The 25,609-nt window shown below is 67.7% G+C and carries 21 protein-coding genes and 1 tRNA gene; 16 read left to right on the plus strand and 6 right to left on the minus strand.

Annotated elements, in window-relative coordinates; translation table 11 throughout:
- Positions 1-50 precede the first annotated feature (50 nt).
- Positions 51-863: a DUF2182 domain-containing protein gene (locus tag LO55_RS11045; RefSeq protein WP_083415296.1), complete on the minus strand. Its 813-nt coding sequence runs from the start codon at positions 861-863 to the stop codon at positions 51-53.
- A gap of 378 nt (positions 864-1,241) precedes the next feature.
- Here LO55_RS11045 and LO55_RS11050 point away from each other — a divergent pair, with 378 nt between their 5' ends.
- From LO55_RS11050 to LO55_RS11070, 6 genes are all read left to right on the plus strand, one after another.
- Positions 1,242-1,661 carry a methylglyoxal synthase gene (locus LO55_RS11050; RefSeq protein WP_071361496.1) on the plus strand — a complete coding sequence of 140 codons (420 nt, stop codon included), beginning with the start codon at positions 1,242-1,244 and terminating at the stop codon, positions 1,659-1,661.
- A gap of 20 nt (positions 1,662-1,681) precedes the next feature.
- Positions 1,682-2,659: a quinone oxidoreductase family protein gene (locus LO55_RS11055; RefSeq protein WP_071361497.1), complete on the plus strand. Its 978-nt coding sequence runs from the start codon at positions 1,682-1,684 to the stop codon at positions 2,657-2,659.
- Positions 2,656-2,817 carry a hypothetical protein gene (locus LO55_RS26665; RefSeq protein ID WP_005665531.1) on the plus strand — a complete coding sequence of 54 codons (162 nt, stop codon included), beginning with the start codon at positions 2,656-2,658 and terminating at the stop codon, positions 2,815-2,817. The genes LO55_RS11055 and LO55_RS26665 overlap by 4 nt, the downstream gene beginning before the upstream one ends.
- Positions 2,817-3,743, plus strand: a complete 927-nt coding sequence (locus LO55_RS11060) for a TIGR03571 family LLM class oxidoreductase (protein WP_071361498.1) — start codon at positions 2,817-2,819, stop codon at positions 3,741-3,743. Before LO55_RS26665 ends, LO55_RS11060 begins: the two co-directional genes overlap by 1 nt.
- A 63-nt stretch (positions 3,744-3,806) precedes the next feature.
- Positions 3,807-4,868, plus strand: coding sequence for a LacI family DNA-binding transcriptional regulator (locus LO55_RS11065; RefSeq protein WP_071361499.1), 1,062 nt, complete (start codon positions 3,807-3,809; stop codon positions 4,866-4,868).
- Positions 4,869-4,953: 85 nt separating this feature from the next.
- A complete protein-coding gene (locus tag LO55_RS11070) occupies positions 4,954-6,306 on the plus strand; it encodes an enolase C-terminal domain-like protein (RefSeq protein WP_071361500.1) in 1,353 nt (450 codons plus the stop codon).
- A 115-nt stretch (positions 6,307-6,421) separates the two neighbouring features.
- Here the strand turns inward: LO55_RS11070 and LO55_RS11075 are convergent, their stop codons facing one another.
- On the minus strand, positions 6,422-7,069 hold the full coding sequence (locus LO55_RS11075; RefSeq protein ID WP_005665538.1) for a DUF4136 domain-containing protein: 648 nt from the start codon (positions 7,067-7,069) through the stop codon (positions 6,422-6,424).
- 185 nt (positions 7,070-7,254) lie between these two features.
- Here LO55_RS11075 and pepN point away from each other — a divergent pair, with 185 nt between their 5' ends.
- The 4 genes from pepN to LO55_RS11095 all read left to right on the plus strand — a co-directional run bounded on the left by pepN (position 7,255) and on the right by LO55_RS11095 (position 13,345).
- Entirely contained in the window at positions 7,255-9,912 is a 2,658-nt protein-coding gene (gene pepN, locus LO55_RS11080) for an aminopeptidase N (RefSeq protein WP_071361501.1), read from the plus strand.
- A gap of 28 nt (positions 9,913-9,940) precedes the next feature.
- On the plus strand, positions 9,941-10,942 hold the full coding sequence (locus tag LO55_RS11085) for a class 1 fructose-bisphosphatase (protein WP_005665542.1): 1,002 nt from the start codon (positions 9,941-9,943) through the stop codon (positions 10,940-10,942).
- A gap of 138 nt (positions 10,943-11,080) precedes the next feature.
- A tRNA-Thr gene (locus tag LO55_RS11090) sits at positions 11,081-11,156 on the plus strand.
- A 173-nt stretch (positions 11,157-11,329) separates the two neighbouring features.
- On the plus strand, positions 11,330-13,345 hold the full coding sequence (locus LO55_RS11095) for a DUF4214 domain-containing protein (RefSeq protein WP_071361502.1): 2,016 nt from the start codon (positions 11,330-11,332) through the stop codon (positions 13,343-13,345).
- A gap of 10 nt (positions 13,346-13,355) precedes the next feature.
- Here the strand turns inward: LO55_RS11095 and LO55_RS11100 are convergent, their stop codons facing one another.
- On the minus strand, positions 13,356-14,324 hold the full coding sequence (locus LO55_RS11100) for a LysR substrate-binding domain-containing protein (protein WP_071361503.1): 969 nt from the start codon (positions 14,322-14,324) through the stop codon (positions 13,356-13,358).
- A gap of 162 nt (positions 14,325-14,486) precedes the next feature.
- Between LO55_RS11100 and LO55_RS11105 the strand changes: the two genes are divergently transcribed.
- Positions 14,487-15,740 carry an aminotransferase class V-fold PLP-dependent enzyme gene (locus tag LO55_RS11105; protein WP_071361504.1) on the plus strand — a complete coding sequence of 418 codons (1,254 nt, stop codon included), beginning with the start codon at positions 14,487-14,489 and terminating at the stop codon, positions 15,738-15,740.
- A 6-nt stretch (positions 15,741-15,746) separates the two neighbouring features.
- Here LO55_RS11105 and LO55_RS11110 read toward each other — a convergent pair whose 3' ends face one another.
- The 3 genes from LO55_RS11110 to LO55_RS11120 all read right to left on the minus strand — a co-directional run bounded on the left by LO55_RS11110 (position 15,747) and on the right by LO55_RS11120 (position 19,613).
- Complete coding sequence (locus tag LO55_RS11110; RefSeq protein ID WP_071361505.1) at positions 15,747-16,937, minus strand: DUF2325 domain-containing protein; 1,191 nt, start codon at positions 16,935-16,937, stop codon at positions 15,747-15,749.
- A gap of 580 nt (positions 16,938-17,517) precedes the next feature.
- Positions 17,518-18,882 carry an ATP-binding protein gene (locus LO55_RS11115; protein WP_083415298.1) on the minus strand — a complete coding sequence of 455 codons (1,365 nt, stop codon included), beginning with the start codon at positions 18,880-18,882 and terminating at the stop codon, positions 17,518-17,520.
- Entirely contained in the window at positions 18,882-19,613 is a 732-nt protein-coding gene (locus tag LO55_RS11120; RefSeq protein ID WP_005665557.1) for a response regulator, read from the minus strand. The genes LO55_RS11115 and LO55_RS11120 overlap by 1 nt, the downstream gene beginning before the upstream one ends.
- A 147-nt stretch (positions 19,614-19,760) precedes the next feature.
- Here LO55_RS11120 and LO55_RS11125 point away from each other — a divergent pair, with 147 nt between their 5' ends.
- The 5 genes from LO55_RS11125 to LO55_RS11145 are packed head-to-tail and all read left to right on the plus strand — an operon-like array spanning position 19,761 to position 25,607.
- Positions 19,761-21,845: a TonB-dependent receptor domain-containing protein gene (locus LO55_RS11125; protein WP_071361506.1), complete on the plus strand. Its 2,085-nt coding sequence runs from the start codon at positions 19,761-19,763 to the stop codon at positions 21,843-21,845.
- A 49-nt stretch (positions 21,846-21,894) separates the two neighbouring features.
- Positions 21,895-22,845 (plus strand): siderophore ABC transporter substrate-binding protein, encoded by a 951-nt coding sequence (locus LO55_RS11130; protein WP_005665560.1) that lies wholly within the window; start codon positions 21,895-21,897, stop codon positions 22,843-22,845.
- Positions 22,846-22,891: 46 nt separating this feature from the next.
- Entirely contained in the window at positions 22,892-23,902 is a 1,011-nt protein-coding gene (locus LO55_RS11135; protein ID WP_051205062.1) for an ABC transporter permease, read from the plus strand.
- Positions 23,892-24,851, plus strand: coding sequence for an iron chelate uptake ABC transporter family permease subunit (locus LO55_RS11140; protein WP_071361507.1), 960 nt, complete (start codon positions 23,892-23,894; stop codon positions 24,849-24,851). Before LO55_RS11135 ends, LO55_RS11140 begins: the two co-directional genes overlap by 11 nt.
- Positions 24,852-25,607 carry an iron ABC transporter ATP-binding protein gene (locus tag LO55_RS11145; protein WP_071361508.1) on the plus strand — a complete coding sequence of 252 codons (756 nt, stop codon included), beginning with the start codon at positions 24,852-24,854 and terminating at the stop codon, positions 25,605-25,607.
- Positions 25,608-25,609 lie beyond the last annotated feature (2 nt).

The raw sequence follows: 25,609 nt of genomic DNA on the forward strand, positions 1-25,609 counted from the left end.
ACCGAAACTGCTGCCGCTCGCGACGGTTTTTCGAGGTGCCCGTTGGAATGTCACGGAAACAACAGTCTGGTTCCCAGGGCGAGCAGCGCCAGGCCGCCCGCACAGGCGATCCAGTGGCCGCCGACGAGGCGGATCTCGGCCAGCACGAACAGGCCGACGACGGCAATCGCGGCCGGGTTGTCCGGACCGGTGGCCAGCAGCAGGAGCATCAGGAGCCAGCAGCAGCCCAGGCACTGGCGGGCGTGGGCGGCGCCGCGCCAGAACGCGCCGGGCAGGCCGTCGCGCCAGCCGGCTAGGATGCCGGGCAGGGGCGCCCGACAGTGCTCCAGGCAGTCATGCTTGGTGGGTGTCCACTGGTAGACGCCGGCCGCCACCATGGCCAGGCCGAGCAGAAGCGGGTGGCGCACGGCGCCGCCGTGGTCGGACTCGTGCAGCGTCCATTGGGCGATCGCGGCCAGCAGCGCGAAACCGGTCCAGGCGCCCAGGTAGCCGAGCACGAACAGGCCGGTGCGCAGGCGCGCCCGCTGGGCCGCATGCTCGCCGGCGAGGCGCGCGAACAGCACCGTGGCGCGGCTGGCCAGCGGCAGCATCATGGCCGTGCACAGGCCGGCCCAGGTCAGGAAGACCAGCGCCAGCTGGCCGGCCTGGTAGGCCAGGGTGGGCGCGGCCATGGCCGCGCTGGCCGCACCCGCGGTGCGCGCGGCGCCGGCTGCCGCGTCCGCAGCAAGAGGCTGGCTGCTGAGCACCAGGCCGCCCAGCACGAGGCCGGCCCAGCACAGGCTGGCCAGCAGCGATACGACGATCAGGACCAGCAGCACGAATCGGTCGCGGCCAAGCCGTGCTTCGATGTCACTCAGGTTCATTGCGGCGCTCCCGGTGGACCCGTGCGCTCGGTCTTGCAGGTCATGATGGATTCTCCTTTTGGTTGAAATGCATGGGTTCGACCGCGCGCGCGTCAAACCCGTTCGGCGGGCGCGGCCGGATGCGTCTTGACGCCGAGGCCGCCATCGCCGGATGAGCCCTGGCGATGACGCCAGCGGTGCAACTCCCTTGCCACAGGCGCGATGCTGCACCGCCGCGATCGACCCCGTCGTGACGGCGAACTTCGGCGTTGCCGCCACAGCCTTGCGCCGATCTTGATCTCTTTCAGAACGTCATCGCTCCGTCGGTGGTTTATATGACCGCGTGGTCGAATGCGGTATTCTTATGAGGTCCCGACCACACCGACCGCCGCCCTCGACATGACCATCACGACCCCGACCGCCGCAGCTCCGAACATGCCTCGCATTGCCCTGATCGCGCACGACAAGAAGAAGGACGACATGATCTCGCTCGCCGCCGAGTACCGCGCCTTCCTGCAGGGCTGCGCCCTGTCGGCCACCGGCACCACCGGCGGGCGCCTGATCAACGAGCTGGGCCTGAACGTCGAGCGCAAGCATTCGGGGCCGGTCGGCGGCGACCTGCAGATCGGTTCCCTGCTGGTCGACGGCCTGATCGATTGCGTGATCTTCCTGCGCGACCCGATGACGCCGCAGCCGCACGAACCCGACATCAACGCCCTGGTGCGCGCCTGCGACGTGCACAATATCCCGTGCGCGACCAACGTCTCGACCGCGCGCCTGGTGCTGTCGCAACTGATGGGCGTGCGCAGCGCCGTTTGACCCACCTGACAGGAGGAGCCATGCTCGCCAAAGCGATCCGGATCGCCGCCACCGGCGGCCCAGAAGTGATGGAATACGTCGACGTCGAGGCGCGCGCGCCCGGGCCGGGCGAGGCGCGCATCGTCCAGCACGCGATCGGCCTGAACTTCATCGACGTATATTTCCGCACCGGCCTGTATCCGCAGCCGCTGCCCGGCTTTCTCGGCAAGGAAGGGGCGGGCGTGGTCGAGGCGGTGGGCGAGGGCGTGACCCACGTGCGGCCGGGCGACCGCGTGGCCTATGCCGGCGGTCCGCTGGGCGCCTATGCCAGCGTGCGCACCATGCCGGCCCGCTTCCTGGTCAAGCTGCCCGACGCGATCGGCTTCGAGACCGCGGCCGCCATGATGCTGCAGGGCCTGACGGTGCAATACCTGCTCCGTCAAACCTACCGGGTCGAGGCCGGCGACACGGTCCTGTTCCACGCCGCGGCCGGCGGCGTCGGCCTGATCGCCTGCCAGTGGGCGCGCGCGCTCGGCGTGCGCCTGATCGGCACCGTGGGCTCGAAGGAAAAAGGCGAGCTGGCGCTGCGCCACGGCGCGGCCCACGTCATCAACTACAACGACGAAGACATCGTGGCGCGCGTGCGCGAGCTCACCGGTGGCGAGGGCGTGCCGGTGGTGTACGACTCGGTGGGCAAGGACACCTTCACCGCCTCGCTCGACTGCCTGCGCCGGCGCGGCCTGATGGTCAGCTTCGGCAACGCCTCGGGCGCGGTGGAGCCGTTCGCGCCAGCCGAGCTGTCCAGGCGCGGCTCGCTGTTCCTGACCCGTCCGACCCTGTTCGACTACATGCACACCCAGGAAGAGCAAGAGGCGATGACGGCCGAGCTGTTCGACATGGTCGCGAGCGGCAAGATCGAGGTCGGGGTGCGCCAGACCTTCGCCCTGGCCGAGGCGGGCGAGGCGCACCGCGCGCTGGAAGCGCGCCGCACGACCGGTTCGACGGTGCTGCTCCCATGAGGGATACGCGCGACGACGAACCGCTGCCGCCGTTGCCGCCGTCGGCGCAGCCGTCGGGCGACGGCGCGCCGAAGTTCGGGCGCCTCTTGATCGTGCTGGCGCTGGCCATGCTGCTGGTGGTGGCGCTCACCTTCGGGTCCGAAGCCTATTTCACCTGATGGCTCACTTCAACCGCGCCTACGCGCAGGTCTTCGTTCCCGGCCGCCTGACGGTGGGGTTGATGACGCCCATGGCAGGCAGTCCCGGCGCCCTGGCCGACCTCGCGCTGGCGCAACAGCATGCGCGCCTGGCGGACGCGCTGGGCTTCGCCGCCCTCTGGACCCGGGACGTGCCCCTGATGATCCCGCAGGGCAGCGCCAACGAGACCGCGGCGCTGGACGATCCCTTCCTGTGGCTGGCCGCGCTGGCGGCGGTGACGGAGCGGATCGCGCTCGCCACCGGGGCCGTCGTGCTGCCGCTACGCCATCCGCTGCACGTGGCCAAGGCGGCCCTGAGCCTGGACCGGATCAGCCATGGCCGCCTGCTGCTGGGCCTGGGTTCGGGCGACCGGCCCGAGGAATTCGCCCGTTTCGGGGCCGACCTGGACACGCGCGACGTGGCCTTCCGCGATCATTGGGAAACCGTGCGCGCCGCGCTCGAACCGGCGCCGGCTGCCGGGGCAGAGGATGGGCAATACCGCGTGCTGCCGCCGCCACACACGCGCATCCCGATGCTCGCGGTGGGCAGCGCGCGCCAGTCGCTGCAGTGGATCGCCGGGCATGCCGATGGCTGGACCAGCTACCACCGCGAGGAAGACCGGCAAAAAGGTCGGATCGCCCTGTGGCACATGGCGCAGGACCAGCGCGCCCCAGGACTGCGCAAGCCCTTTATCCAGTCGGTGCAGCTGGACTTGCTGGACGATCCGGCGGCGCCGCTTGATGCGATCGAACTCGGCCTGCGCACCGGCCGCCATGCGCTGGCCGCGTATCTCGAACGCATGCGCGGACTCGGCGTCGCGCACGTCCTGTTCAACCTGCATCGGGGCGCGCGGCCGGCTAGCGAGGTCCTGCATGAAATAGGGGCGGAGATCCTGCCGCGGATATAGGGCGCGCCCTGCGCGGCGCGGCCGGCATCATCCGCCGCCGGACCCGGATGCTAGAATCGCCTCATGGAAACCCCCGCCAAGAAGGACGCCCCAGCCCATCCCCGCAAGAGCCGCAAGGGCGCCACGCCCACGGTGCGCGACGTTGCGCGCCTGGCCGGGGTGGCTCCGATGAGCGTCTCGCGCGCGCTGAACAATCCCGATTCGGTTTCGCCCGAGATCCTGCAGCGCGTGCGCGAGGTGGTGGACCGGGTGGGCTACGTGCCGAACCTGCTGGCCGGCGGCCTGGCCTCCAAGAAGAGCCGCATGGTGGCGGCCGTGGTGCCGACCATCAGCGGCTCGGTGTTCCTTGAGATGGTGCAGGCGCTCACCGACGGCCTGGCTGCGCGCGGCTACCAGCTGATGCTGGGCCAGGCCGGCTACGAGAACTCGCGCGAGGACGCGCTGCTCGAGGCCATCATCGGACGCCGTCCGGACGGCGTGGTGCTGACCGGGATCATGCGCTCGGAGCAGGGCCGGCGCCGCCTGCTGGCCAGCGGCATCCCGGTGGTCGAGACCTGGGACCTGACCGACAGCCCGATCGACATGCTGGTGGGCTTCTCGCACGAACAGATCGGCAAGGCGGTGGCCGAATACCTGCACGGACGCGGGCGCCGCAAGATTGCCGCCATCAGCGCCGACGACGAGCGCGCGGTACGCCGCAACCGGCAGTTCGCCGACACCGTGCTGGCGCTGCAGCCGGGGCTGGGCACGGATCGAAAGGCGGTGCCGACCTGCATCGTGCCGGCGCCGACCTCGCTCGGCAGCGGCCGCACCGGCCTGCGCGAACTGCTGGCGCGCGACCCCGGCATCGACGCCGTGTTCTGCAGCTCCGACATGATGGCCCAGGGCGTGCTGCTCGAAGCGCTGGCGCTGGGCATCGAGGTGCCCGGGCAGCTGGCCGTGGTCGGCCTGGGCGACCTGGCGTTCTCGCGCGACCTGCATCCCCCCTTGACCACGGTGCGCATCGACGGCACCGCCATCGGTTCCCTCGCCGCCTCGCTGATCATCGACCGCGCCGAAGGCCGGCCGGTGGAGGCGCCCGTGCGCGACGTCGGCTTCGTCATCGTCGAACGCGGCAGCAGCTGAACACCCCTCCAGCGGATTGACTTGGTCATCAAGATACCGGTATCATCGGCTTATCTTGATACCGGTAACATCGCTTTAGGGAAAAATGATGACCATGGAATCTTCGACACTGGGCAGCACGCCATTGATCACCGCGATGCGCGTGGTGCCGGTCGCGGGCCACGACGGCATGCTGCTCAACCTCAGCGGCGCCCACGCGCCGTGGTTCACCCGTAACCTGGTGATCCTCACCGACAGCAGCGGCCAGCAGGGCGTCGGCGAAGTGCCGGGCGGGGAGAGCATCCGCCAGACGCTCGAGGATGCGCGCGCGCTGGTCGTCGGCCAGCCGATCGGCGCCTGGAACGGCGTGCTGCGGTCGATGCGCACGGCGTTCGCCGGACGCGATGCGGGCGGGCGCGGCCAGCAGACCTTCGACCTGCGCGTGACGATCCACGCGGTGGCCGGCGTCGAATGCGCCTTGCTCGACCTGCTGGGCAAGTTCATGGGCGTGCCGGTGGCCGACCTGCTGGGCGAGGGCCGCCAGCGCGACCAGGTCGAGATGCTGGGCTACCTGTTCTACGTGGGCGACCGCAGGGCCACCGACCTGCCGTATGCGAGCGAGCCCGATGCCGACGACGAGTGGCTGCGCCTGCGCCACGAGCCGGCCATGGACGCCGACGCCATCGTGGCCCAGGCGCGCGCCGCGCAGGCGCGCTACGGCTTCAGGAGCTTCAAGCTCAAGGGCGGCGTGCTGCGCGGCGAACAGGAAATCGAGGCGGCGCGCGCGCTCAAGGAAGCCTTCCCGCAGGCTGGCGTCACGCTCGACCCCAACGGCTGCTGGCTGCTGCAGGACGCGATCCGGCTGTGCCGCGACATGAAGGGCGTGCTGGCCTATGCCGAGGACCCGTGCGGACCCGAAGGCGGCTATTCGGGCCGCGAGACGATGGCCGAGTTCCGCCGCGCCACCGGCCTGCGCACCGCCACCAATATGATCGCCACCGACTGGCGCCAGCTGGCGCACGCGGTGCAGCTGGGGGCGGTGGACATCCCGCTGGCCGACCCGCATTTCTGGACCATGCAGGACACCGTGCGCGTGGCGAAGATGTGCGAAGCCTGGGGCCTGACCTGGGGCTCGCATTCGAATAACCACTTCGACATTTCGCTGGCGATGTTCACCCATTGCGCGGCGGCGGCGCCGGGCGACATCACGGCGATCGACACCCACTGGATCTGGCAGGACGGCCAGCACCTGACCCGCAATCCCCTGCGCATCGTGGACGGCATGGTGGCGGTGCCGACCGCGCCGGGACTGGGCGTGGAACTCGATATGGAGGCGGTGGAGGCCGCGCACCAGCGCTATCTGGCGATGGGACTGGGCGGGCGCGACGATGCGGTGGGCATGCAGTACCTCGTCCCGAACTGGAAGTTCGACAGCAAGAAGCCGTGCATGGTGCGCTGACCCGTTGTCTCCCATTGACCCGTCGCGCGGCGCGCGTGACGGGTCTTTTTTCATCCTGCGTTCCCATGAAAAAAGCCGGGCAATGCCCGGCTCCATGAGCGGCGAACGGCGCCGGTCAGCCCTTCGGTTCCTGCGTCACCTCGACCCGCCGCGCCACGCCCGACGGCCCCGGGAAGCCCTCGAAGGCGCTGTGCACCAGCGCCGGCATGATCTCCGGCGTCGACATATTGCGGCTGGTGTTGTGCACCGTGACGTCGAACAGGCGCTTGCCGTCGCGCGCCGACTTGATCGACACCTGCAGCTCGCGCCGGTAGTGGTGCTCGACCGAGGTCTGGTAGGCCGGATACGGACCCCAGAACGGATCGTAGAACGGGCTATACCAGCCGCCCCAGTAGCGGCGGTGGAAGCCTCGGTAGCCGTAGCCGAAGCGCGCGCTCGGATAGAAATACGGCGTCATGATCGGCTCCAGCACGCGCACCGGCAGGTCGGTGGTGGTGAAGCGCATCGCCACCGTCAGCGCCGGCGTGGCGCCCTCGGCGTCGCGGAAGCCCTGGCGCGCCAGCTGGGCGCGCACCAGTTCCTGGTAGCTGCGCCATTCCAGCGTGTCGTCCTGCGGCGCCGGCACCTCGAAGACATAACTCTTGTCTTCCATCTGGGCCGGCCATTGGTGGAAGGTCGTGACGTCGCTGCGGATGGTGGTCGCGCAACCGCCCAGGAGCAGCGCAAGCGCCGTGCCGGCGGCGACCATGATGAGGCGTTTCATACCAATCTCCAAAATATTTATGCGGAATTTCCCCGATGATCAAGCTTACCGCTTGTTCAAAATCAATGAACCGGTTTTTACACCCCGTTACCGTGCATACACTGCGATACATGGAATCGTACGAAGCGCCGGAAAAGCTTGTTGGTAAAATAAGCACTTCTCCACTGTGTTCTTGGACTCTTCCTATGCGCACCGATACGCCCCAGACCGTTTACCGGAAAGACTATACCCCGCCGACTTACCTTGTGGATACTGTCGAGCTCGGCTTCGACCTGGATCCCGCGCGCACGGTCGTGGCCAACCGCCTGACCTTGCGTCGCAACCCGGCGGCCAGCGGGCGCGCCATCGAGCTGCATGGCGAGGACATCGAACTGGTGGCGCTGCGCCTGAACGGCAAGGCCCTGGTCGGGGCCGACTATACGCTGGCAAACAATCTCCTAGTCATCCACGAGGCGCCGGACGAGGTGGTGCTCGAGATCGAATCGGTCTGCGTGCCCGAGCAGAACACGACGCTCAGCGGCTTGTATGTATCGAATGGCAACTTCTTCACCCAGTGCGAGGCGGAAGGCTTCCGCCGCATCACCTATTTCCCGGACCGCCCCGACGTGATGGCCAAGTACACCGTGATGCTGCGCGCCGACAAGGCGCGCTATCCGGTGCTGCTGTCGAACGGCAACCTGATCCAGGAAGGCGACCTCGACGACGGGCGTCACTATGCGCTGTGGGAAGACCCGTTCAAGAAGCCCTCTTACCTGTTCGCGCTGGTGGCCGCCAGGCTGGTGTGCCAGGAAGAGACCTTCCGCCTGGCGGACGGCCGCGACGCGCTGCTGCAGGTGTGGGTCGAAGACGGCAACCTGGACAAGACCGACTATGCGATGCAGTCGCTCAAGCACAGCATCCGCTGGGACGAGGAAAAATACGGCCTCGAGCTCGACCTGGACCGCTTCATGATCGTCGCCACCAGCGACTTCAACATGGGCGCGATGGAGAACAAGGGCCTGAACATCTTCAACACCAAGTTCGTGCTGGCCAACCCGCGGGTGGCCACCGACGTCGACTTCCAGGGCATCGAGGCGGTGGTAGCGCACGAATACTTCCACAACTGGACCGGCAACCGCGTGACCTGCCGCGACTGGTTCCAGCTGTCGCTGAAAGAAGGCCTGACGGTGTTCCGCGACCAGGAATTCACGGCCGACATGATCGGCACCGACACCGGCCGCGCCGTGACCCGCATCGACCAGGTGCGCACGCTGCGCCAGCACCAGTTCCCCGAGGATGCCGGCCCGATGGCGCACCCGGTGCGTCCCGACTCCTTCGTCGAGATCAACAATTTTTATACGGTGACGGTGTACGAGAAGGGCGCCGAAGTGGTGCGCATGTACCACACCCTGTTCGGCGAGGAAGGCTTCCGCAAGGGCATGGACCTGTACTTCGCGCGCCATGACGAGCAGGCGGTCGAGTGCGACGATTTCCGGCGCGCGATGGCCGACGCCAACGGCCGCGACCTGACCCAGTTCGAACGCTGGTACAGCCAGGCCGGCACCCCGGTGCTGCGCTTCGAGGGCCGCTGGGACGAGGCCGTCCACACCTACACGCTCAAGCTGATCCAGTCCTGCCCGCCGACGCCGGGACAGCCAGAGAAACTGCCGTTCCACATCCCGGTCGCGGTCGGCCTGCTCGACGCCGCCGGCAACGACATGCGCCTGGTGGAGGGCGGCGTCGACCGCGGCACGACGGCGGTGCTCGAGCTGACCCAGGCCGAGCAGACCTTCGTCTTCACCGACGTGAAGGAGCAGCCGGTGGCGTCGGTGCTGCGCGGCTTCTCGGCGCCGGTGATCCTGCAGGGCAGCTATACCGATGCCGACCTGCTGCACCTGTTCAGCCATGACAGCGACCCGGTCAACCGCTGGGAAGCGGGCCAGCGCCTGGCCATGAGCCGCCTGCTCAAGCTGACCGGCGAGGCCGCGGCCAAGGGCAATAGCGGCGCCAGCCTGAACCTGGACGAGACCTTCATCGAGGCGATGCGCAAGGTCCTGGTCGACGAGACGCTCGACCCGGCCTTCCGCGAGCAGGCGCTGCTGCTGCCGTCCGAGAGCATGGTGGCCGAGCAGATCGACGGCGTCGACCCGCTGGCCGTGCACATCGCGCGCCAGTTCATCCGCGCCGACATCGGCGCGCGCCTGCGCGCCGAGCTGCTGGCGCAGTACGAAGCCAACCTGACGCCGGGGCCGTACAGCCCGGACGCGGCGTCCGCCGGCAAGCGCGCGCTCAAGAACATCGCGTTGTCCTACCTGAACGCGGCGCCCGACGATGAGAGCGTGGCGCTGGCCCAGCGCCAGTTCGACGAAGCCGACAACATGACCGACCGCGCCGCCGCGCTGGGCGCGCTGATCGCATCGCGCGTGCCGGAAGCCGCCGACGCTCTGGACGCGTTCTACCAGGAGTTCCAGAACGAGGCCCTGGTGGTGGACAAGTGGTTCATGATGCAGGCTGCGGCGCCGACCACCGACGTGGCGGCCGTGCGCGCGCTGATGCGCCATCCGGCCTTCACCCTGCGCAACCCGAACCGCGCGCGCAGCCTGGTCGCCGCCTTCTGCATGAACAATCCGGTGCAGTTCCACGCGCCGGACGGCAGCGGCTACGCCTTCTGGGCCGAGCAGGTGATCGCGCTCGACGCGCTCAACCCGCAGGTCGCGAGCCGCCTGGCGCGCGCCATGGACCGCTGGCGCCGCTATGCGCCGGCGCTGCAGGAGAGAATGCAGGCCGCGCTGCAGCGGGTGGCGGGGCAGGGCAAGCTGTCGAACGACGTGCGCGAAGTGGTCACCAAGGCGCTCGCCAATTAAAAGAATTCACACCCAACCTGAGGAAGTCATGAAACGCGTAAGTCTGACGCAATACCTGGTCGAAGAGCAGCGCCTGCACCAGAACATCAACGCCGAGCTGCGCCTGCTGATCGAGGTCGTCGCCCGCGCCTGCAAGCGCATCAGCTATTCGGTGAGCAAGGGCGCGCTGGGCGAAGTGCTGGGCAGCGCCGAGACCGAGAACATCCAGGGCGAAGTCCAGAAGAAGCTGGACGTGATCTCGAACGAGATCCTGCTGGAAGCGAACGAGTGGGGCGGCCACCTGGCGGCGATGGCGTCCGAAGAGATGGAAACCATCCGCCAGATCCCGAGCCGCTATCCGAAGGGCGAATTCCTGCTGCTGTTCGACCCGCTGGACGGCTCGTCGAACATCGACGTCAACGTCTCGATCGGCACCATCTTCTCGGTGCTGAAGGCGCCGGAAGGCATGACCCAGCCGACCGAGCAGGACTTCCTGCAGCCCGGCACCGCCCAGGTGGCGGCCGGCTATGCGGTCTACGGCCCGCAGACCATGCTGGTGCTCACCACCGGCAACGGCGTGCACTGCTTCACCCTGGACCGCGAGATGGGTTCGTGGGTGCTGACCCAGAGCGACATGCAGATCCCGGTCTCGACCAAGGAATTCGCCATCAATATGTCGAATAAACGCCACTGGCATCCGCCGGTGCAGCGCTACGTGGACGAGCTGCTGGCCGGCAGCACCGGCCCGCGCGGCAAGGATTTCAATATGCGCTGGATCGCCTCGATGGTGGCCGACGTGCACCGCATCCTGAACCGCGGCGGCGTCTTCATGTATCCGGCCGACCTGCGCGACCCGCAATCGCCGGGCAAGCTGCGCCTGATGTACGAGGCCAACCCGATGGCGATGATCGTCGAGCAGGCCGGCGGCGCCGCCACCGACGGCCAGGGCCGCATCATGGACATCCCGCCGACCAAGCTGCACCAGCGCGTGCCGGTGTTCCTGGGCTCGAAGGAAGAAGTCGCGGTGGTGACGGGCTATCACCAGGGCTGAATTCCCTGTTTTCGGCCGATAATGCGGCACGCTAGCGATACACACTAGCAAGTTTGCCGCATTATTTGCTAGAATATGGTTCTTTCGTCACGGCGACTCGTTGTCGTGCGCCGAAAGGCAAGGCGAAGCACAGGTTTCGCCGCTGTAGCTCAGTCGGTAGAGCAGCGCATTCGTAATGCGAAGGTCACCAGTTCGATTCCGGTCAGCGGCACCAATACTCAGCAGGTCCAAAAGGTTACAGGCGCAAGCCCGTAACCTTTTTTGTTTTCCGGATGTGAAACAAGCGCGCGCCATGCAGCCCGCATGGAATCGCACCATGCGGACGAGTTCACATCGTGCGTCCGCCCGGGTGGATATACTCTCGGTATCCGATACCGAGGAACGATCATGGCAACCGCATTCACTTCGCAGGCCAGCGCCGCCGAATCCACCTGGCCGCTCCAGCCGCGGTTTTCCTATCCCAACGGCGACGTGGTGCAGGTGGCCGAAAATACGCGCGACGTGACCGTCGACATCATCTCCCAGGGCCCGTCCGGCCCGATCTACAACGACTATGTGATCACCGGCGGCGCCGACGCCGCGCTGTTCACGATCGACCAGGCTACCGGCTTGCTGCGCTTTATCGCGGCGCCAAACTACGAGTCGCCGCGCGACCGCGGCGCCGGGGCGGGGAACAACACCTACCAGGTCGAGGTCACGCGCACCGATGGCGCCGGCACCGCCGCGCAGCTGTTGACGATCTGGGTTACCGACGTCGACGAGCGTCCCGGCACGACGCCGCAGGTCAGCGTGATCGATAACCGCGAAGTGCGGGTGCGCACGGTCACCGAGGCCGACGGCAAAGAGCGCCAGGTGCTCACGGCCGGCACCGCCCGCGTGGACGGCCCGGACACCAACGGCACCGGCCTCACGAGCGCGGTGCCGGTCGTCGTCGACGGCAGCGGTCGGGTTCTGCTGCGCGCCGACCTGCCGTCGGAAGTAGGCATGACCGCCAGCGGCAGCGTGGCGCCGAAGGCGGCCGGCGCCGCGCTGGCCGACCTGTTGCGCGAGGTGCGTCAGCACAGCGAGGCCGGTTCCGCCTCGCAGGCCAGCCTGGTCGCCGGCGCCACCCGCTTCATCGCCGAGGCGGCGAACACGCCGCTGCTGCTGCAGACGATCGCGCCGACGGCCGCTTTCGGCACGGCGCCGCTATTCGGCCCGCTGGAACTGGTCGGCGTCGAGGCCGGGGCCGGCAATCCGCTGGTCGCCGTGGTCATCGATACGCGCGGCCTGTGGAGCAGCAGCGTCACCCTGGACCACATCGGCTTCGCCGCGCTGGCCGGTGAAGTCACGGTCAGGAGCGGCGCCGGCAACCAGCACGTGGTGGCCGATGCCGACGCACAGACCCTCAACCTGGGCGAGGGCGACGACGTGGCCTATGCCGGCGGCGGCGACGACGTCATCGACGGCGGGGCAGGCAATGACCGCCTGCATGGCGAGGACGGCGACGACCACATCACCGGCGGCGCGGGTGACGACTGGATCGACGGCGGCATGGGCATCGACACCGTACGCCTGGCGGGGAGCCGGGCCGATTACACGATCCGGGTCGAACAGGGGCATGTCGTGGTCATGGCCCGCGACGGCACCGAAGGCAGCGACTCTCTCGCGAACGTCGAGATCCTGAATTTCGGCGGCGACGGCGCCGAACGCTCGGCGCGCGGCACCATCACGCGCATGATCGAATCGCTCGAGGACCGTGTGGCGACCCGCGTCGAACTCGACGCCTGGGAAGCGCAGCATGCCGCCGGCATGTCGCTGCTCGAGATCTCGGCCAGCCTGCTCGAGGCGAGCGGCGCCGACGACGCCATGAGCGACGACGATTTCGTCAGGTCGCTGTACGAAAACGGCATGGAGCGCGGCGGCAACCTGAGGGAGTTGTATGGCTGGCTGGTCGGGCTGGACGCGGGTGCGCGCACGCGGGCAGACGTCTTGCTGGAATTCGCCGACCACTTCGCCATGCTGCAGTATATGGACTGGTATGGGTCCAGCGCCTGGATCGCCGACACCGATGTCGGCATGCTGGTGCGCATGTATGACGTCTTGTTCGACCGCGCGCCCGACCAGGATGGCCTGAACTACTGGATCGCGGCCAGTGAAAACGGCATCGGCATGGCGGCCATCGCCGACACCTTCGTGGGCGCGGCGGAAGGCCAGTTCGGCGGCATGAGCAATGCGCAGTATGTCGCCCACCTGTACCAGGCGGGCCTGGAGCGCACGGCCAGCCAGGCCGAGGTCGCGGGCTGGGCCGCCCTGATCGACGACGGCACGCTCAATCGCGGCGACGTCCTGCTCGGCATCGCCAATTCGGCCGAGATGGCCGCACTGGTCGGCGTGATGAGCACCTCGATCGACCTGCTCTGAATCCGCCGTCTCAGGCCGGGGACGCCGCCAGCGGCTGGAACTGGTGCAGCGCGACCTTGCCCGCGGCCGGCGGCATGGTCGCGCGCAAGCCATCCATATCGGCCTGCAGCCGCGCGCGCATCGCGCCCAGCATCTGGCGCGCGAAGGGCGACAGCGGCCGGCCGGCGGGCCACATCGTCAGCGCCGTGAATTCGAGCCGCTCCGAGAACGGACGAAATACCAGGCCGGCATCGAGGTAGTCGACCGCCGTGACCGGATTGACGAGGGCGACGCCGATGCGGTTGCGCACCAGCTCGCACAGGCTGAAGGTGTACGAGGTTTCGACCACTGTCTGGAGTTGCACGCCATGGGCGTGCAGAATCGCGTCCAGGCGCTGGCTCACCGCGTCGTCTGGATGCAGGGCCACGAAGGGATGACGCGCCAGCTGCTTCGGCGTGACCACGCTGCTGCGCGCCAGCGGATGCCCGGGAGGCAGGGCGACCACGCCGAAGTAGTGCGCGAACAGCGCATGCTCGACGCCGGCGGTGGATACGTCCTGGGCCGCGATGCCCAGCTCCACCTCGTCGCGCAGCACCTGGCTGCGCACGTCCTGTGAACCCACCACCTGCAGCGACACCATGCTGCGCGTGCCGGCCGCTGCCAGGTCGGCCAGCACGCGCGGCACGAAACCGGTGCCGAGGCCGGGAAAGGCGGCGATGCGCACCCGACCGGCGCCGAACTGCTTCAGGCTGCGGATGCGCTGCTCGATCACGTCCATGCCGACGAAGTGGCGCTGGACCTCGGCCAGCAGGGCCTGCGCCTGCTGGGTGGGCTGCAGCTTGCCGCCGGGGCGCTGGAACAGTTCCAGGCCGGCGCGTTCCTCGAGCCGGCGCAGCGCCATGCTGACGGCCGGCTGCGACAATCCCAGCACTTTCGCCGCGCGGGTGGCGGAGCCCGAGGTCATCACGGTGCGGAAGATCTCGATGTCGCGGCTGAGCATGGCGCTGGTCCGGTGGTGGTGGGTGTTGGCGCGATTCTAACCCGGCGGCGCGCCGGCCGGCCCGGGGTATCAACGGCGCTTATGGGGCGATCATTCCAGGGGCAGGCGCGCGGCGCTGGCCTGCCTATACTTTCCTGCACATCCATTCTCGCGGGAGCCTTCATGAAACCGATCGCCTATCGCCGCCGCAAGCTGCTGCGCACCGCCGCAGGCCTGAGCCTCGGGGGCGCGGCGCTGCCCTGGCCGGCGGCCGCCGCTGCCGACGATGCCGGCCTTGGCGCCAGCTACGACGTGGCCGGCGACATCGTCAATTTGGAAAACGCTTATTACGGCGTCATGGCGCGGCCGGTGCTGGACGACTACAAACGCAATCTCGACTACCTGAACCGCCACAACTCGCACTACCTGCGCACCCGCTTCGATCGTGCGGACATGACGGCGATCCGCGCGCAGCTGGCGGCGTATGCCGGCGCCGCGCCGGGCGAGATCGCGCTCACGCGCAGCGCGGTGGAGGCGCTGCAGAACCTGATCCTGAACTACCGGCTGTTGAAGGCCGGCGAAGCAGTCATGATCTGCAACCTGGACTACGGCACGGTGATGGACGCCATGCGCGAGCTGGCCAGGCGCCGCGGCGCCGGGCTGGTCTCGGTGACGATTCCCGAGCCGGCCACGCGTCAGAACGTGATCGACGCCTATGCCGAGGCGCTGCGGCGCCATCCGCGCACGCGGCTGCTGCTGCTCACCCACATCAACCATCGCACCGGCCTGGTGCTGCCGGTGGCCGAGATCGCGCGCATCGCCCGGGAACGCGGCGTGGACGTGGTGGTCGACGTCGCGCAATCGTTCGGCCAGCTCGATTTCCGCATTCCCGACCTGGGCGCCGACTTCGTCGGGGCCAACCTGCACAAATGGATCGGGGCGCCGCTCGGTCTCGGGTTCCTCTATGTGCGCGAGGGCCGCCTGCAGGACATCGACATCGATTGTGGCAACACCGAGCATCCGCCGACCGACATCCGCGCGCGCGTGAACGCCGGCACCCTGAACGTGGCGGCGGTGATGACGATTCCGAGCGCGCTGGCCTTCCATGCGCGCATTCCGCTCGCGGCGCGCGCGGCGCACCTGCGCGCGCTGCGCGACTACTGGGTGACGCGGGTGCGCGAGCTGCCGGGCGTGCAGGTGCTGACGCCGGACGACGCCGGGATGACGGGCGCGGTGACTTCGTTCCGCCTGCAGGGAAAGACGTCGTTCGAGGACAACGTGGCGCTGGCGCGCACGCTGCTCGACCGGCATGGCATCTTCACGGTGGCGCGCGAAGGCCCGGTCGGCGGCAGCTGCATCCGCGTCACGCCTTCGTACTACACGACCACGGCGCAGCTGGAGCGCCTGGTGGCGGCGATCCGCGCGCTGGCTGCGTGAACAGCGTTAGCCGGGTTGGGTGTCCTCGGTGGCGGCTTCCTGCAGGCCGCGCACCAGGCTCGAGACGCTCGGGTTGTCGACGAAGACGCAGCGCTTGCCGTGGCGCTTGCAATGGTCCTTCACGCGCCAGTAGGCGCTGTGGCTGATGCAGCCGGTCTGGCAGATCACCAGGTCGGCCGCGGCCAGGCTGGCGTCGAGCTGGCTGCTGCTGTCCTCCAGGCCGCCGTCGTGGTGGGCGAACTGGGCGCCGACCCGCTCGATCATATTGCGGTAGATCGGCACGCTGCTGCTGCGGCCTCCGACGCACAGCACGCTGCGGTTTTCCAGGCGCACCGGCGTCGCGACCGGCGCCACCTGGATCGGTTCGGGCGCGGCCTCGGCTTCCGGCGCCGGGGTGGGAGCAGGAGCGCGCGCCGCCTTCAGCTCCGCCAGCTGGGCGCGCAGCGCCTGTTCGCGCGCCTCCATCTGCGCCACCCGCTCGGCCAGGCGCTCGCGCGTGTCGAGGTCGGGAACGCTGGCCTGCAGCCGCGCCAGTTCGGCGCGCAAGGCCTGGACGTCGCCATCGCGCGCGATGGTCGCCGCCCGCGCCGCGCGCAGCTGGTTCTCGAGGCGCTCGCACTCGACCGCCTTTTCCTGTCCCAGCGCATTGCAGCGTTCCTGCAGGCGCGCAACGTCACGTTCGAGGCGCGCGTTGTCGGCGACGACTGCGTTGAACTTGTTGATGTCGGCGCGCGCGCAGGCGCCGGCCTGGTGCTGCACCATATGGATGTCGCGGCACATCTTTTCTTCGAGCGCGGTGCTGCAGCGCGGATGCGACAGCCCGGCCCAGAACGCCCCGGCGACGTCGCCGGCGGCCACCGCGGCGTCCCACATGGCCTCGACCTGCTCGGTGCTCTTGGCGGCGCGGAAGCGTTGGACGTGCTGCGCATAGCGGCGCTCGAGCTCTTTCTGCACCGCATCGGCGACCGGCGTGCGCAGGGCGCACTCGCTGACGGTGCCGACGTGGATGTCGTAATCGTCGTGCAGCACCTTCCCGCCCGTCACCTTCTCCACCAGCTTGCGCAAGCCGCCCAGCGGCAACCCGACCCCGACCAGCGGGCAATGGCAGGCATGGGACAGCTCCCACACGCGCCGCCGGCGCGATCCCTGCGTGCCGTCAGCAGGGCAGGGCACGTTCGAAGCGTGTTTGTCGCACATATCGTTCCTCTCGACGCAGGTTGGTGGCATCAGATGATAATGATTCTCATTCATTATTCTATCTCACCCATCACGCCGCGCAAGCGAAATCTTCACCCGTGCGCCACCACCCCCACCCCCAACATGAGGGTCAGAGTAGATTTATTGAGCAATTCTTCAGAATTGCTTGTAATTCGACTCTGACCCTGATTATTCGATTGGAAAGGAAATTGCCGGCCAAGCTGACTCTGTCCCTACTTAATTCAATTTGGTGAGAAATTGCTCAATAATTCGACTCTGACCCTAATTATTTAAAGGCTTTTGAATTGCACTGAGATATCAAACTAATGAGAGAATCTTGCAAGTCGAGAAATGATTTCCTCTATGAGAGGATAATGTTCCCAAGGCGGCGGTTTGGCGATAAATACAATGAGGGTCAGAGTAGAATTATTTTGCAATTTCTTTTAAAAAGGGCGTTGTAAACATGGCCCGGATAATAGTTGATTGCGAGTTATTGGCAATTAATTCTACTCTGACCCTCATTATTAGGAGTGCGGAGAAATTGCTCAATAATTCTACTCTGACCCTCATTGAGGGAGGGTCAGGCGGGGAGGGTGATGGTGGCGGTGAGGCCGGGGGTGTTGTTGGTCAGGGTGAGGGTGCCGCCGTGGGCTTCGACGCAGGAGCGGGCGATGGAGAGGCCGAGGCCGACGCCGCTGCCGCCGGCGCCGCCGTGGCCGTTGTCGCCGCCGGTGTCGCGGCAGCGGGCGCTGTCGAGGCGGGCGAAAGGTTCGAAGACGCGGTCCAGCTCGGCCTCGGGAATGCCGGGGCCGTTGTCGATCACGGCCAGGATCACGTCGCGGTCATCCCCCGGCGCGCTGGCGCACAGCGTGACCTCGGCGCCGTGGCGGATCGCATTCTCGGCGAGGTTGCCCACGGCGCGGCGCAGGGCGATCGGGCGGCAGCGGTAGGGCAGCCGGTCCGGGCCGGCGTAGCGGATGCGCTTTCCGGGACGCGCCAGCTCCGCCGCCAGCTCGCGCATCAGCGCCGCCAGGTCGACGTCCTGCGACGGCTCGCCGACGCAGTCCTCGGCCGCGAAACGCAAGGTCTGCTCGACCATCAGGCCCATCGTCTCGAGCGTGCGGATCATCGCCGCGCGCAGCTCGGGGTCGTCGATCAGTTCCACCCGCACGCGCAGGGAGGTGATCGGCGTGCGCAGGTCGTGGCTGATCGCGGCCAGCATGCGCGTGCGGTCTTCGATGAAGCGCTGCTGGCGCTCGGCCATCGTGTTGAAGGCGACCGTCAGCTCGCGCGCCTCGCGCGGCCCGGTCACCGGCAGCGGGCCGTCGTGCTCGCCGCGGCTGAAGCGCTCGGCGGCGCGCTCCAGCGCGCGGATCGGACGCAGGATGCGGCCGATGAAGGGCAGCGCCACCAGCAGCACCGGCAGGGTGCTCACCGGGATCGAGAAGTGCAGCGGACGCCACCAGGGACTGCCGCCGGGCGACTGCTGGTAGCCCACCAGCCAGCGTCCGTCCGGCAGCTCGACCGAGGCCAGCATGCCGGCCTGCTTGACGCCATCGTCGCCCGGCGCATGGTCGGTCAGCTGCACCCAGCTGCGCGGCGCCGGCGCCGACGCCGACATGCCGGACAGGCGCTCGGCCAGGGCCTGCGCCTGCTTGCGTTCGGCCTCGTTCATCGCCAGGCTGGTGGAGCTGGCGCCGCTGGCCAGCCAGAAGCGCGCGCTCGGCGAGCCGATCGCGGCCAGCATCTCTTCTCCCTTGTCCGGCGACAGGCGCAGCGACTGGTAGATCCCGGCCATGCGGTCGAGCATGTAGCGCGCGGCCAGCGGATGCATGGCGTCCGGGGCCAGCTGGCGCGCCACGATGGCGGCGGCGTGCGCCAGCAGCACGGCCACCAGCAGCGTCGCGACCAGCTGGCCGCCCATGGTCTTCGGGATCAGGCGCATCAGCCTGCCGCCGGCAGCGGCTTGACGTCGGCCGTGAACACATAGCCGTCGCCCCACGAGGTCTTGAGCAGGCGGGGCCGCCGCGGATCGCTTTCCAGCTTCTTGCGCAGCCGGCTGACCTGGCTGTCGATGCTGCGGTCGAAGTTCTGCACCTCGCCGTCGCGCGTCAGGTCGAGCAGCTCGTCGCGGCTGAGCACCTTTCCGGCGCGCTCGACCAGCACGCCCAGCAGGCGAAATTCCGACGTGCTCAATGCCACCGGTTCGCCGCCGGCGTCAACCAGCTCGCGCCTGGCCATGTCCAGGGTCCAGTCGCCGAAGGCGTAGCGGCGGCCGTGCCAGCCGGTCGCGGCGCGGCTCAGGCGCCGCAGCATGCCCTTGATGCGGGCCACCAGTTCGCGCGGATCGAAGGGCTTGGTGACGTAATCGTCGGCGCCGATCTCGAGCCCGGCGACGCGGTCTTCCTGGCTCGCCATCGCGGTGAGCAGGATCACCGGCGTGCTGCTGGTCTCGGCCAGGTGGCGGCACAGCGACAGGCCGTCCTCGCCCGGCAGCATGACGTCGAGCACCACCAGGTCGATCCGATGCTGGCGCAGCAGCGTGCGCGCGGTCGCGGCGTCGGCGGCGGTCAGCACCTCCAGGTCGTGCCGGCGCAGGAAGGCGGCGAGCGGGTCGCGGATGTCGGCGTGGTCGTCGACCACGAGGATACGGGATGAAGTGGAAACAGGATTCATTGCTGGAATATCAAGACTTGCCACAACTTGACAAACTTTCTGGCGGTTAATTGCATATGATAATCATTATCATTCACCGCGAACGGGCCTGGCAATAGGTGTTCGCCGTATAAAAGAATTTTGAGCGACAGAGAAAGAACGAAGCGTATGCAGCACACGACAACGGCATGGTTCAAACGGACGACCATCGCGGCGGCGCTCCACGGCGCCCTGGCCCTGAGCGCCCACGCCGCACCGGAAGCACCGGATTTCAACCCGCAAGCCGCCGGCGCGTCCGGCACCGTGCCGACCGTCGTCGTGACCGCCGCCGGCTTCGAGCAGTCGGCCACCGACGCTCCCGCCAGCATCACCGTGATCACCCGTGAAGACCTGGAAAAGCGTCCGTTTCGCGACCTGACCGACGCGCTGCGCGACGTCCAGGGCGTCACCGTCACCGGCGTCGCCAACGAACAGGATATCCTGATTCGCGGCCTGCCGGGGCAATACACGCTGATCCTGGTGGACGGCAAGCGCCAGTCGACGCGCGACGCGCGCACCAACGGCAACGCCGGCTACGAGCAGAGCTTCATTCCGCCGCTGGAAGCGATCGAGCGCATCGAAGTCGTGCGCGGCCCGATGTCCTCGCTGTACGGCTCCGACGCCATGGGCGGCGTGATCAACATCATCACGCGCAAGGTCGCCAAGGCCTGGGGCGGCTCGCTCGGCGTCGACGGCACCCTGCAGGAACACAGCGATTCGGGCAACTCGACCCAGGGCCAGTTCTTCCTGAACGGTCCGATCGCCAGCAACGTCCTCGGCCTGCAGCTGTGGGGCAAGCAGAACAAGCGCACCGAGGACGAGATCCTGAACGGCTTCAACGGCGCCAAGGACCGCGACCTGACCGCGCGCCTGGCCTGGACCCCGAACGCCGCCCACGACGTGCTGCTCGAAGCCGGCAAGAGTGAGCTCAAGCGACACAGCTCGGCGGGTGGCGTGCTGGCGCCGAACGCTGCCAACACCCGCCAGGAACACAGCCGCGACCACTGGTCGCTGTCGCACAACGGCCGCTGGGGCTGGGCCACCTCGCAGGTCGCCCTGACCCAGGAAAAAGGCCAGCGCGAGACCTACGCGCAAGACCGCGCCGGCGACTACATCCGCAACACGCGCGCGCCGGAAATCAAGAACACGGTGCTGGACGCGAAGCTCAACACCCGCCTGGGCGACCATTTCCTGGTGATCGGCGGCCAGTACAACCGCGGCGAACTCCTAGACCAGAACCCCGGCCGCCGCACCGGCGTGGACGAGCACTTCAGCATCATCCAGAAGGCGCTGTTCGTCGAAGACGAATGGAGCCTGACCGACACCCTGGCGCTGACCGCCGGCCTGCGCGCCGACGACCACGAAATCTACGGCAACCACTGGTCGCCGCGCTTGTACGCCGTCTGGCATACCAGCGACGCGGTCACGATCAAGGGCGGCGTCTCGCGTGGCTTTCGCGCGCCGGAAATCCGCAACATCGCGCCGGGCTATGCCTACACCACCGGCGGCGGCGGCTGCACCTACGGCCCGAACGGCACCTGCGGCGTCATCATCGGCGACCCGGACCTGAAGGCCGAGACCAGCACCAGCTACGAACTGTCCGCCCACTACAACAACAAGGCCGGCATCCAGGCGAATGCGACGCTGTTCTACACCGACTTCAAGGACAAGGTGTCGAACGCGCTGATCTACAACGACGACGGCTCGATCGCGCGCTGGTCGGAAGACCCGAACTACCGCCTCTGGTACAGCTACAACATCGACGACGCCACGATCCAGGGCCTGGAACTGGGCCTGACCTGGCAGCCGCTACGCGCGCTGTCGTTCAAGTCGAACTACACCTATACCGATTCGGAGCAGAAGGGCGGCGCCTACGCCGGCTATGCGCTGACCCGCACGCCGAAGCACCGCGGCACGCTGCGCGCCGACTGGAACCTCACCGACGCGCTCGACCTGTGGGCCTCGGTCACCTACAACGGCAAGGAAATCAATGCCGCCGCGCGGTCGGGCAGCAATGGCGTGACCCTGCCCAACGGCGCCAAGGAATATGGCGACTACACGATCGGCGACATCGGCATGACCTATGACTGGAGCCGCAGCGTCGCCATCAAGGCCGCGCTGTTCAACGTCAGCGACAAGCGCCTGGACGAGCTGACCTACAACACGGTCGGCGACGGTCGCCGCCTGTGGCTCGGGGTGACCACACGCTTCTGACCACACGCTTTTACATACCCCATTTGTTGAACGAGACAGGAATACCGACATGACCATCAAGAACATCTTCCAAGGCCGCCGCGCAGTGCTGGCGGTCGGCGCTGCCCTGGCCTTCGGCGCGCTTCCTGCGCAAGCCCAGAACACCGTGCAGATCAAGCATGCGAGCGGCACCACCGCCGTCCCGGCCAATCCGAAGAAGGTCATCGTGCTCGACGCCACCACGCTGGACAACCTGTCGGCGCTGGACGTGAATGTCGCCGGCGTGCCGACCATGAGCACCACCGCGCGTCCGCTGCCGCGCCACCTGGCGCGCTACAACAGCGCCCCCAAGATGGGCACCCTGTTCGAGCCGGACTATGAAAAAATCCACGGCGCCAAGCCCGACCTGATCATCGTCGGCGGCCGTTCGCAGGCCAAGTACGCGCAGCTGGCCAAGATCGCCCCGACCATCGACCTGACCCCGGACCGCACCAACCTGGTGGCCAGCGCCAAGAACAACGTGAATACCCTGGCCGGCCTGTTCGGCAAGCAGGCGCGCGCCAAGGAACTCACCACCAAGCTGGACAGCTCGATCGCCGCCCTGAAGAAGCAGGCCGAAACGGCCGGCGCCGGCCTGATCGTCCTGACCACCGGCGGCAAGATGAGCGCCTACGGTCCGGGCTCGCGCTTCGGCGTCCTGCACGACACCTTCGGCATCAAGCCGGCGGTGGCCAAGCTCGACACCTCGAACCACGGCCAGGCGATCTCCTTCGAATTCATCCAGAAGACCAATCCCGACTGGCTGTTCGTGATCGACCGCGACGCCGCCATCGGCCGCGAAGGCACGGCCGCCGCGAAATTCCTGGACAACGAACTGGTGCGCCAGTCGAACGCCTGGAAGAACAAGCGCGTGGTCTACCTCGATGGCCTGAACTGGTACACCCTGGGCGGCGCCGGCATCACCGCGCTGCAGGAGAACGTCGACCAGCTGTCGCGCGCACTGAACACCGCAGGACGCTGATTGCAATGGTTGTAAACAAGCCGCCGCTCTGCGGCGGGGCGCCATGATGCGCCAAGCCGGGGGCCACGCCAGCGCGCGTGCCCCTCGTCACATCTCGCACGCCTGGCTGGCGCTGCCGTTATTACTGACGGCGGCGCTTGTCGCGTTGAGCGTGGCCATCGGCGCCGGCGATTTCAGCTTCGCCGGCCTGCTCGCGGGCACGCAGTCGACCGACTGGCAACTGCTGGTCGTCAGCCGCCTGCCGCGTACCCTGGCCCTGCTGCTGGCCGGGATGTCCCTCGCCGTGGCGGGCCTCATCATGCAGATGCTGGTCCGTAACCGCTTTGTCGAACCGTCCACCGCCGGCACCATCGAGGCCGCCACGCTGGGCGTCCTGGTGCTGGCGCTGCTGGCGCCCGATACCCCGGTGTTCGGCAAGATGCTGGTGGCGGCCGCCTTCGCGATGGCCGGCACCTTCCTGTTCCTCGGCCTGTTGCGCCGCATCCCCTTGCGCTCACCCTACCTGGTGCCGCTGGTGGGCCTGATCCTGGGCGGCGTGATCCAGGCGGTGACGACCTTCTTCGCCTTCCGCTACGACATGCTGCAGACCCTGCACGCCTGGACCGTGGGCGACTTTTCCGGCGTGCTGCGCGGGCGCTACGAGCTGCTGTGGCTCGGCGCGGTGCTGGCCTTCGCCGCCTGGGTCGCGGCCGACCGCTTCACCGTGGCCGGCATGGGCCAGCAGTTCACCACCAACCTGGGGCTGAACTACAAGCGCCTGACCTTCTATGGCCTCTTGATCGTGTCGGCGATTTCGGCGGTGGTGGTGGTCACGGCCGGCAGCATTCCCTTCCTGGGCCTGATCGTGCCGAACGTGGTCAGCATCCTGTTCGGCGACAATATGCGCCGTTCGGTGCCCTGGGTCGCGCTGCTCGGCGGGCTGTTCGTGCTGGCCTGCGACATCATCGGCCGCCTGGTCGTGTATCCCTACGAGATCCCGATCGGCACCGTGGTCGGCATCATCGGCGGCGCGCTGTTCCTGTTCCTGTTGCTGCGAGGTCGTTCACGTGACGCTTGATCTATCCCCCAAAGCGCGCCTGGCCCTGCTCGCAACGCTGGCGCTGTCCGTCGTCGCGGCCTTCATGCTGATCGGCGCCGGCGGCAACTGGGACTTCGTGCTGCCGTTCCGCGGCGCCAAGCTGGCCGCCATGCTGCTGGTGGCGTATGCGATCGCGGTCTCGTCCGTGCTGTTCCAGACGATCACCCACAACCGCATCCTGACGCCGTCGATCATGGGCTTCGACGCCCTGTACCTGTTGATCCAGGCCACGATCATCTTCAGCCTCGGCATCGATCCGTTGACGGAGACCGGCAACCCGAACCTGCGCTTCGCGATCGAGGTGGTGCTGATGACGGGCTTCGCCTGCCTGCTGTTCCGGGCGCTGTTCAACGGCGCCGCGCACAGCCTGCACCTGATGCTGCTGGCCGGCATCGTGTTCGGGCTCCTGTTCCGCAGCCTGTCGAGCTTCGTGATGCGCCTGATCGATCCCAACGAGTTCATGGTGCTGCAAGACCGCATGTTCGCGTCCTTCAATACGATCCAGACCGGTCTCTTGTGGGTGGCGGCGGTCGCCATCGGCCTGGCTTCGCTGCTGGCCTGGCGCCTGCGCCACCAGTACGACGTGTTGACGCTGGGCCGCGAGATCGCGGTCAACCTCGGCATCGACTACCGGCGCACGGTGATGCTGACGCTGGCCCTGATCGCGGTGATGGTGTCGGTGTCGACCGCGCTGGTCGGCCCGGTCACCTTCTTCGGCCTGTTGGTGAGCAACCTGGCCTATGTGACGGCCGGCTCCGGCAAGCATCGCTACCTGCTGCCGATGGCCGTGCTGTGGGGCGTGGTGTTCCTGGTCGGCGGCCAGGTGCTGCTCGAGCGCGTGCTCGAACTGAACGCCACCGTCAGCGTCGTCATCGAGTTCGTGGGCGGCCTGCTGTTCCTGTTCCTGATCACCCGTAGAAAGTCCTAGATGATCGAGATTTCCCATATCAGCAAGCGTTATGCCGACACCGTGGTCGTCGACGACGTGACGCTCACCCTGCCGGCAGGCGGCGTCACCGCCATCATCGGCCCCAACGGCGCGGGCAAGTCGACCGTGCTGTCGATGATCAGCCGCCTGCTGCCGATGAGCGCGGGCCGGGTGCTGGTCGATGGCATCGACGTGGTCAAGGGCGATAGCAAGGAGCTGGCGAAGCGCCTGGCCATCCTGCGCCAGGACAACCACCTGCCGATGCGCCTGACGGTGCGCGACCTGGTCGCCTTCGGGCGCTATCCGCACACGCAGGGCCGGCCGACGGTCGAGGATGCGGCCCACGTCGAGCGCGCGCTCGGCTACCTGGGCCTGGAAGCGCTGGCCGACCGCTACCTCGACCAGCTCTCGGGCGGCCAGCGCCAGCGCGCCTTCGTGGCCATGGTGCTGTGCCAGGACACCGACTACGTGCTGCTCGACGAGCCGCTCAACAACCTCGACATGCGCCACGCGGTCGACATGATGGGGCTGCTGCGCCGCACCTCGCGCGAACTGGGCAAGACCGTGATCCTGGTCCTGCACGACATCAACTTCGCGTCCTGCTACGCCGACCGCATCGTCGCCATGCGCGGCGGGAAGGTGGCCTACCACGGCACGCCGCAAGAGCTGATCCAGCCCGAGGTGCTGCGCGACCTGTACCAGCTCGACATCCGGGTGCACGAGGTCGACGGCCAGCGCATCTGCGTCTATTATTAAGG

Source organism: Massilia timonae (genome assembly GCF_001866515.1).
GTDB lineage: Bacteria > Pseudomonadota > Gammaproteobacteria > Burkholderiales > Burkholderiaceae_D > Telluria > Telluria timonae.

Coding starts and splice junctions, on each gene's coding strand:
- LO55_RS11045 (WP_083415296.1), bottom strand. CDS start 863: ATGAACCTGAGTGACATCGAAGCACGGCTTGGCCGCGACCGATTCGTG.
- LO55_RS11050 (WP_071361496.1), top strand. CDS start 1,242: ATGACCATCACGACCCCGACCGCCGCAGCTCCGAACATGCCTCGCATT.
- LO55_RS11055 (WP_071361497.1), top strand. CDS start 1,682: ATGCTCGCCAAAGCGATCCGGATCGCCGCCACCGGCGGCCCAGAAGTG.
- LO55_RS26665 (WP_005665531.1), top strand. CDS start 2,656: ATGAGGGATACGCGCGACGACGAACCGCTGCCGCCGTTGCCGCCGTCG.
- LO55_RS11060 (WP_071361498.1), top strand. CDS start 2,817: ATGGCTCACTTCAACCGCGCCTACGCGCAGGTCTTCGTTCCCGGCCGC.
- LO55_RS11065 (WP_071361499.1), top strand. CDS start 3,807: ATGGAAACCCCCGCCAAGAAGGACGCCCCAGCCCATCCCCGCAAGAGC.
- LO55_RS11070 (WP_071361500.1), top strand. CDS start 4,954: ATGATGACCATGGAATCTTCGACACTGGGCAGCACGCCATTGATCACC.
- LO55_RS11075 (WP_005665538.1), bottom strand. CDS start 7,069: ATGAAACGCCTCATCATGGTCGCCGCCGGCACGGCGCTTGCGCTGCTC.
- pepN (WP_071361501.1), top strand. CDS start 7,255: ATGCGCACCGATACGCCCCAGACCGTTTACCGGAAAGACTATACCCCG.
- LO55_RS11085 (WP_005665542.1), top strand. CDS start 9,941: ATGAAACGCGTAAGTCTGACGCAATACCTGGTCGAAGAGCAGCGCCTG.
- LO55_RS11095 (WP_071361502.1), top strand. CDS start 11,330: ATGGCAACCGCATTCACTTCGCAGGCCAGCGCCGCCGAATCCACCTGG.
- LO55_RS11100 (WP_071361503.1), bottom strand. CDS start 14,324: ATGCTCAGCCGCGACATCGAGATCTTCCGCACCGTGATGACCTCGGGC.
- LO55_RS11105 (WP_071361504.1), top strand. CDS start 14,487: ATGAAACCGATCGCCTATCGCCGCCGCAAGCTGCTGCGCACCGCCGCA.
- LO55_RS11110 (WP_071361505.1), bottom strand. CDS start 16,937: ATGTGCGACAAACACGCTTCGAACGTGCCCTGCCCTGCTGACGGCACG.
- LO55_RS11115 (WP_083415298.1), bottom strand. CDS start 18,882: ATGCGCCTGATCCCGAAGACCATGGGCGGCCAGCTGGTCGCGACGCTG.
- LO55_RS11120 (WP_005665557.1), bottom strand. CDS start 19,613: ATGAATCCTGTTTCCACTTCATCCCGTATCCTCGTGGTCGACGACCAC.
- LO55_RS11125 (WP_071361506.1), top strand. CDS start 19,761: ATGCAGCACACGACAACGGCATGGTTCAAACGGACGACCATCGCGGCG.
- LO55_RS11130 (WP_005665560.1), top strand. CDS start 21,895: ATGACCATCAAGAACATCTTCCAAGGCCGCCGCGCAGTGCTGGCGGTC.
- LO55_RS11135 (WP_051205062.1), top strand. CDS start 22,892: ATGCGCCAAGCCGGGGGCCACGCCAGCGCGCGTGCCCCTCGTCACATC.
- LO55_RS11145 (WP_071361508.1), top strand. CDS start 24,852: ATGATCGAGATTTCCCATATCAGCAAGCGTTATGCCGACACCGTGGTC.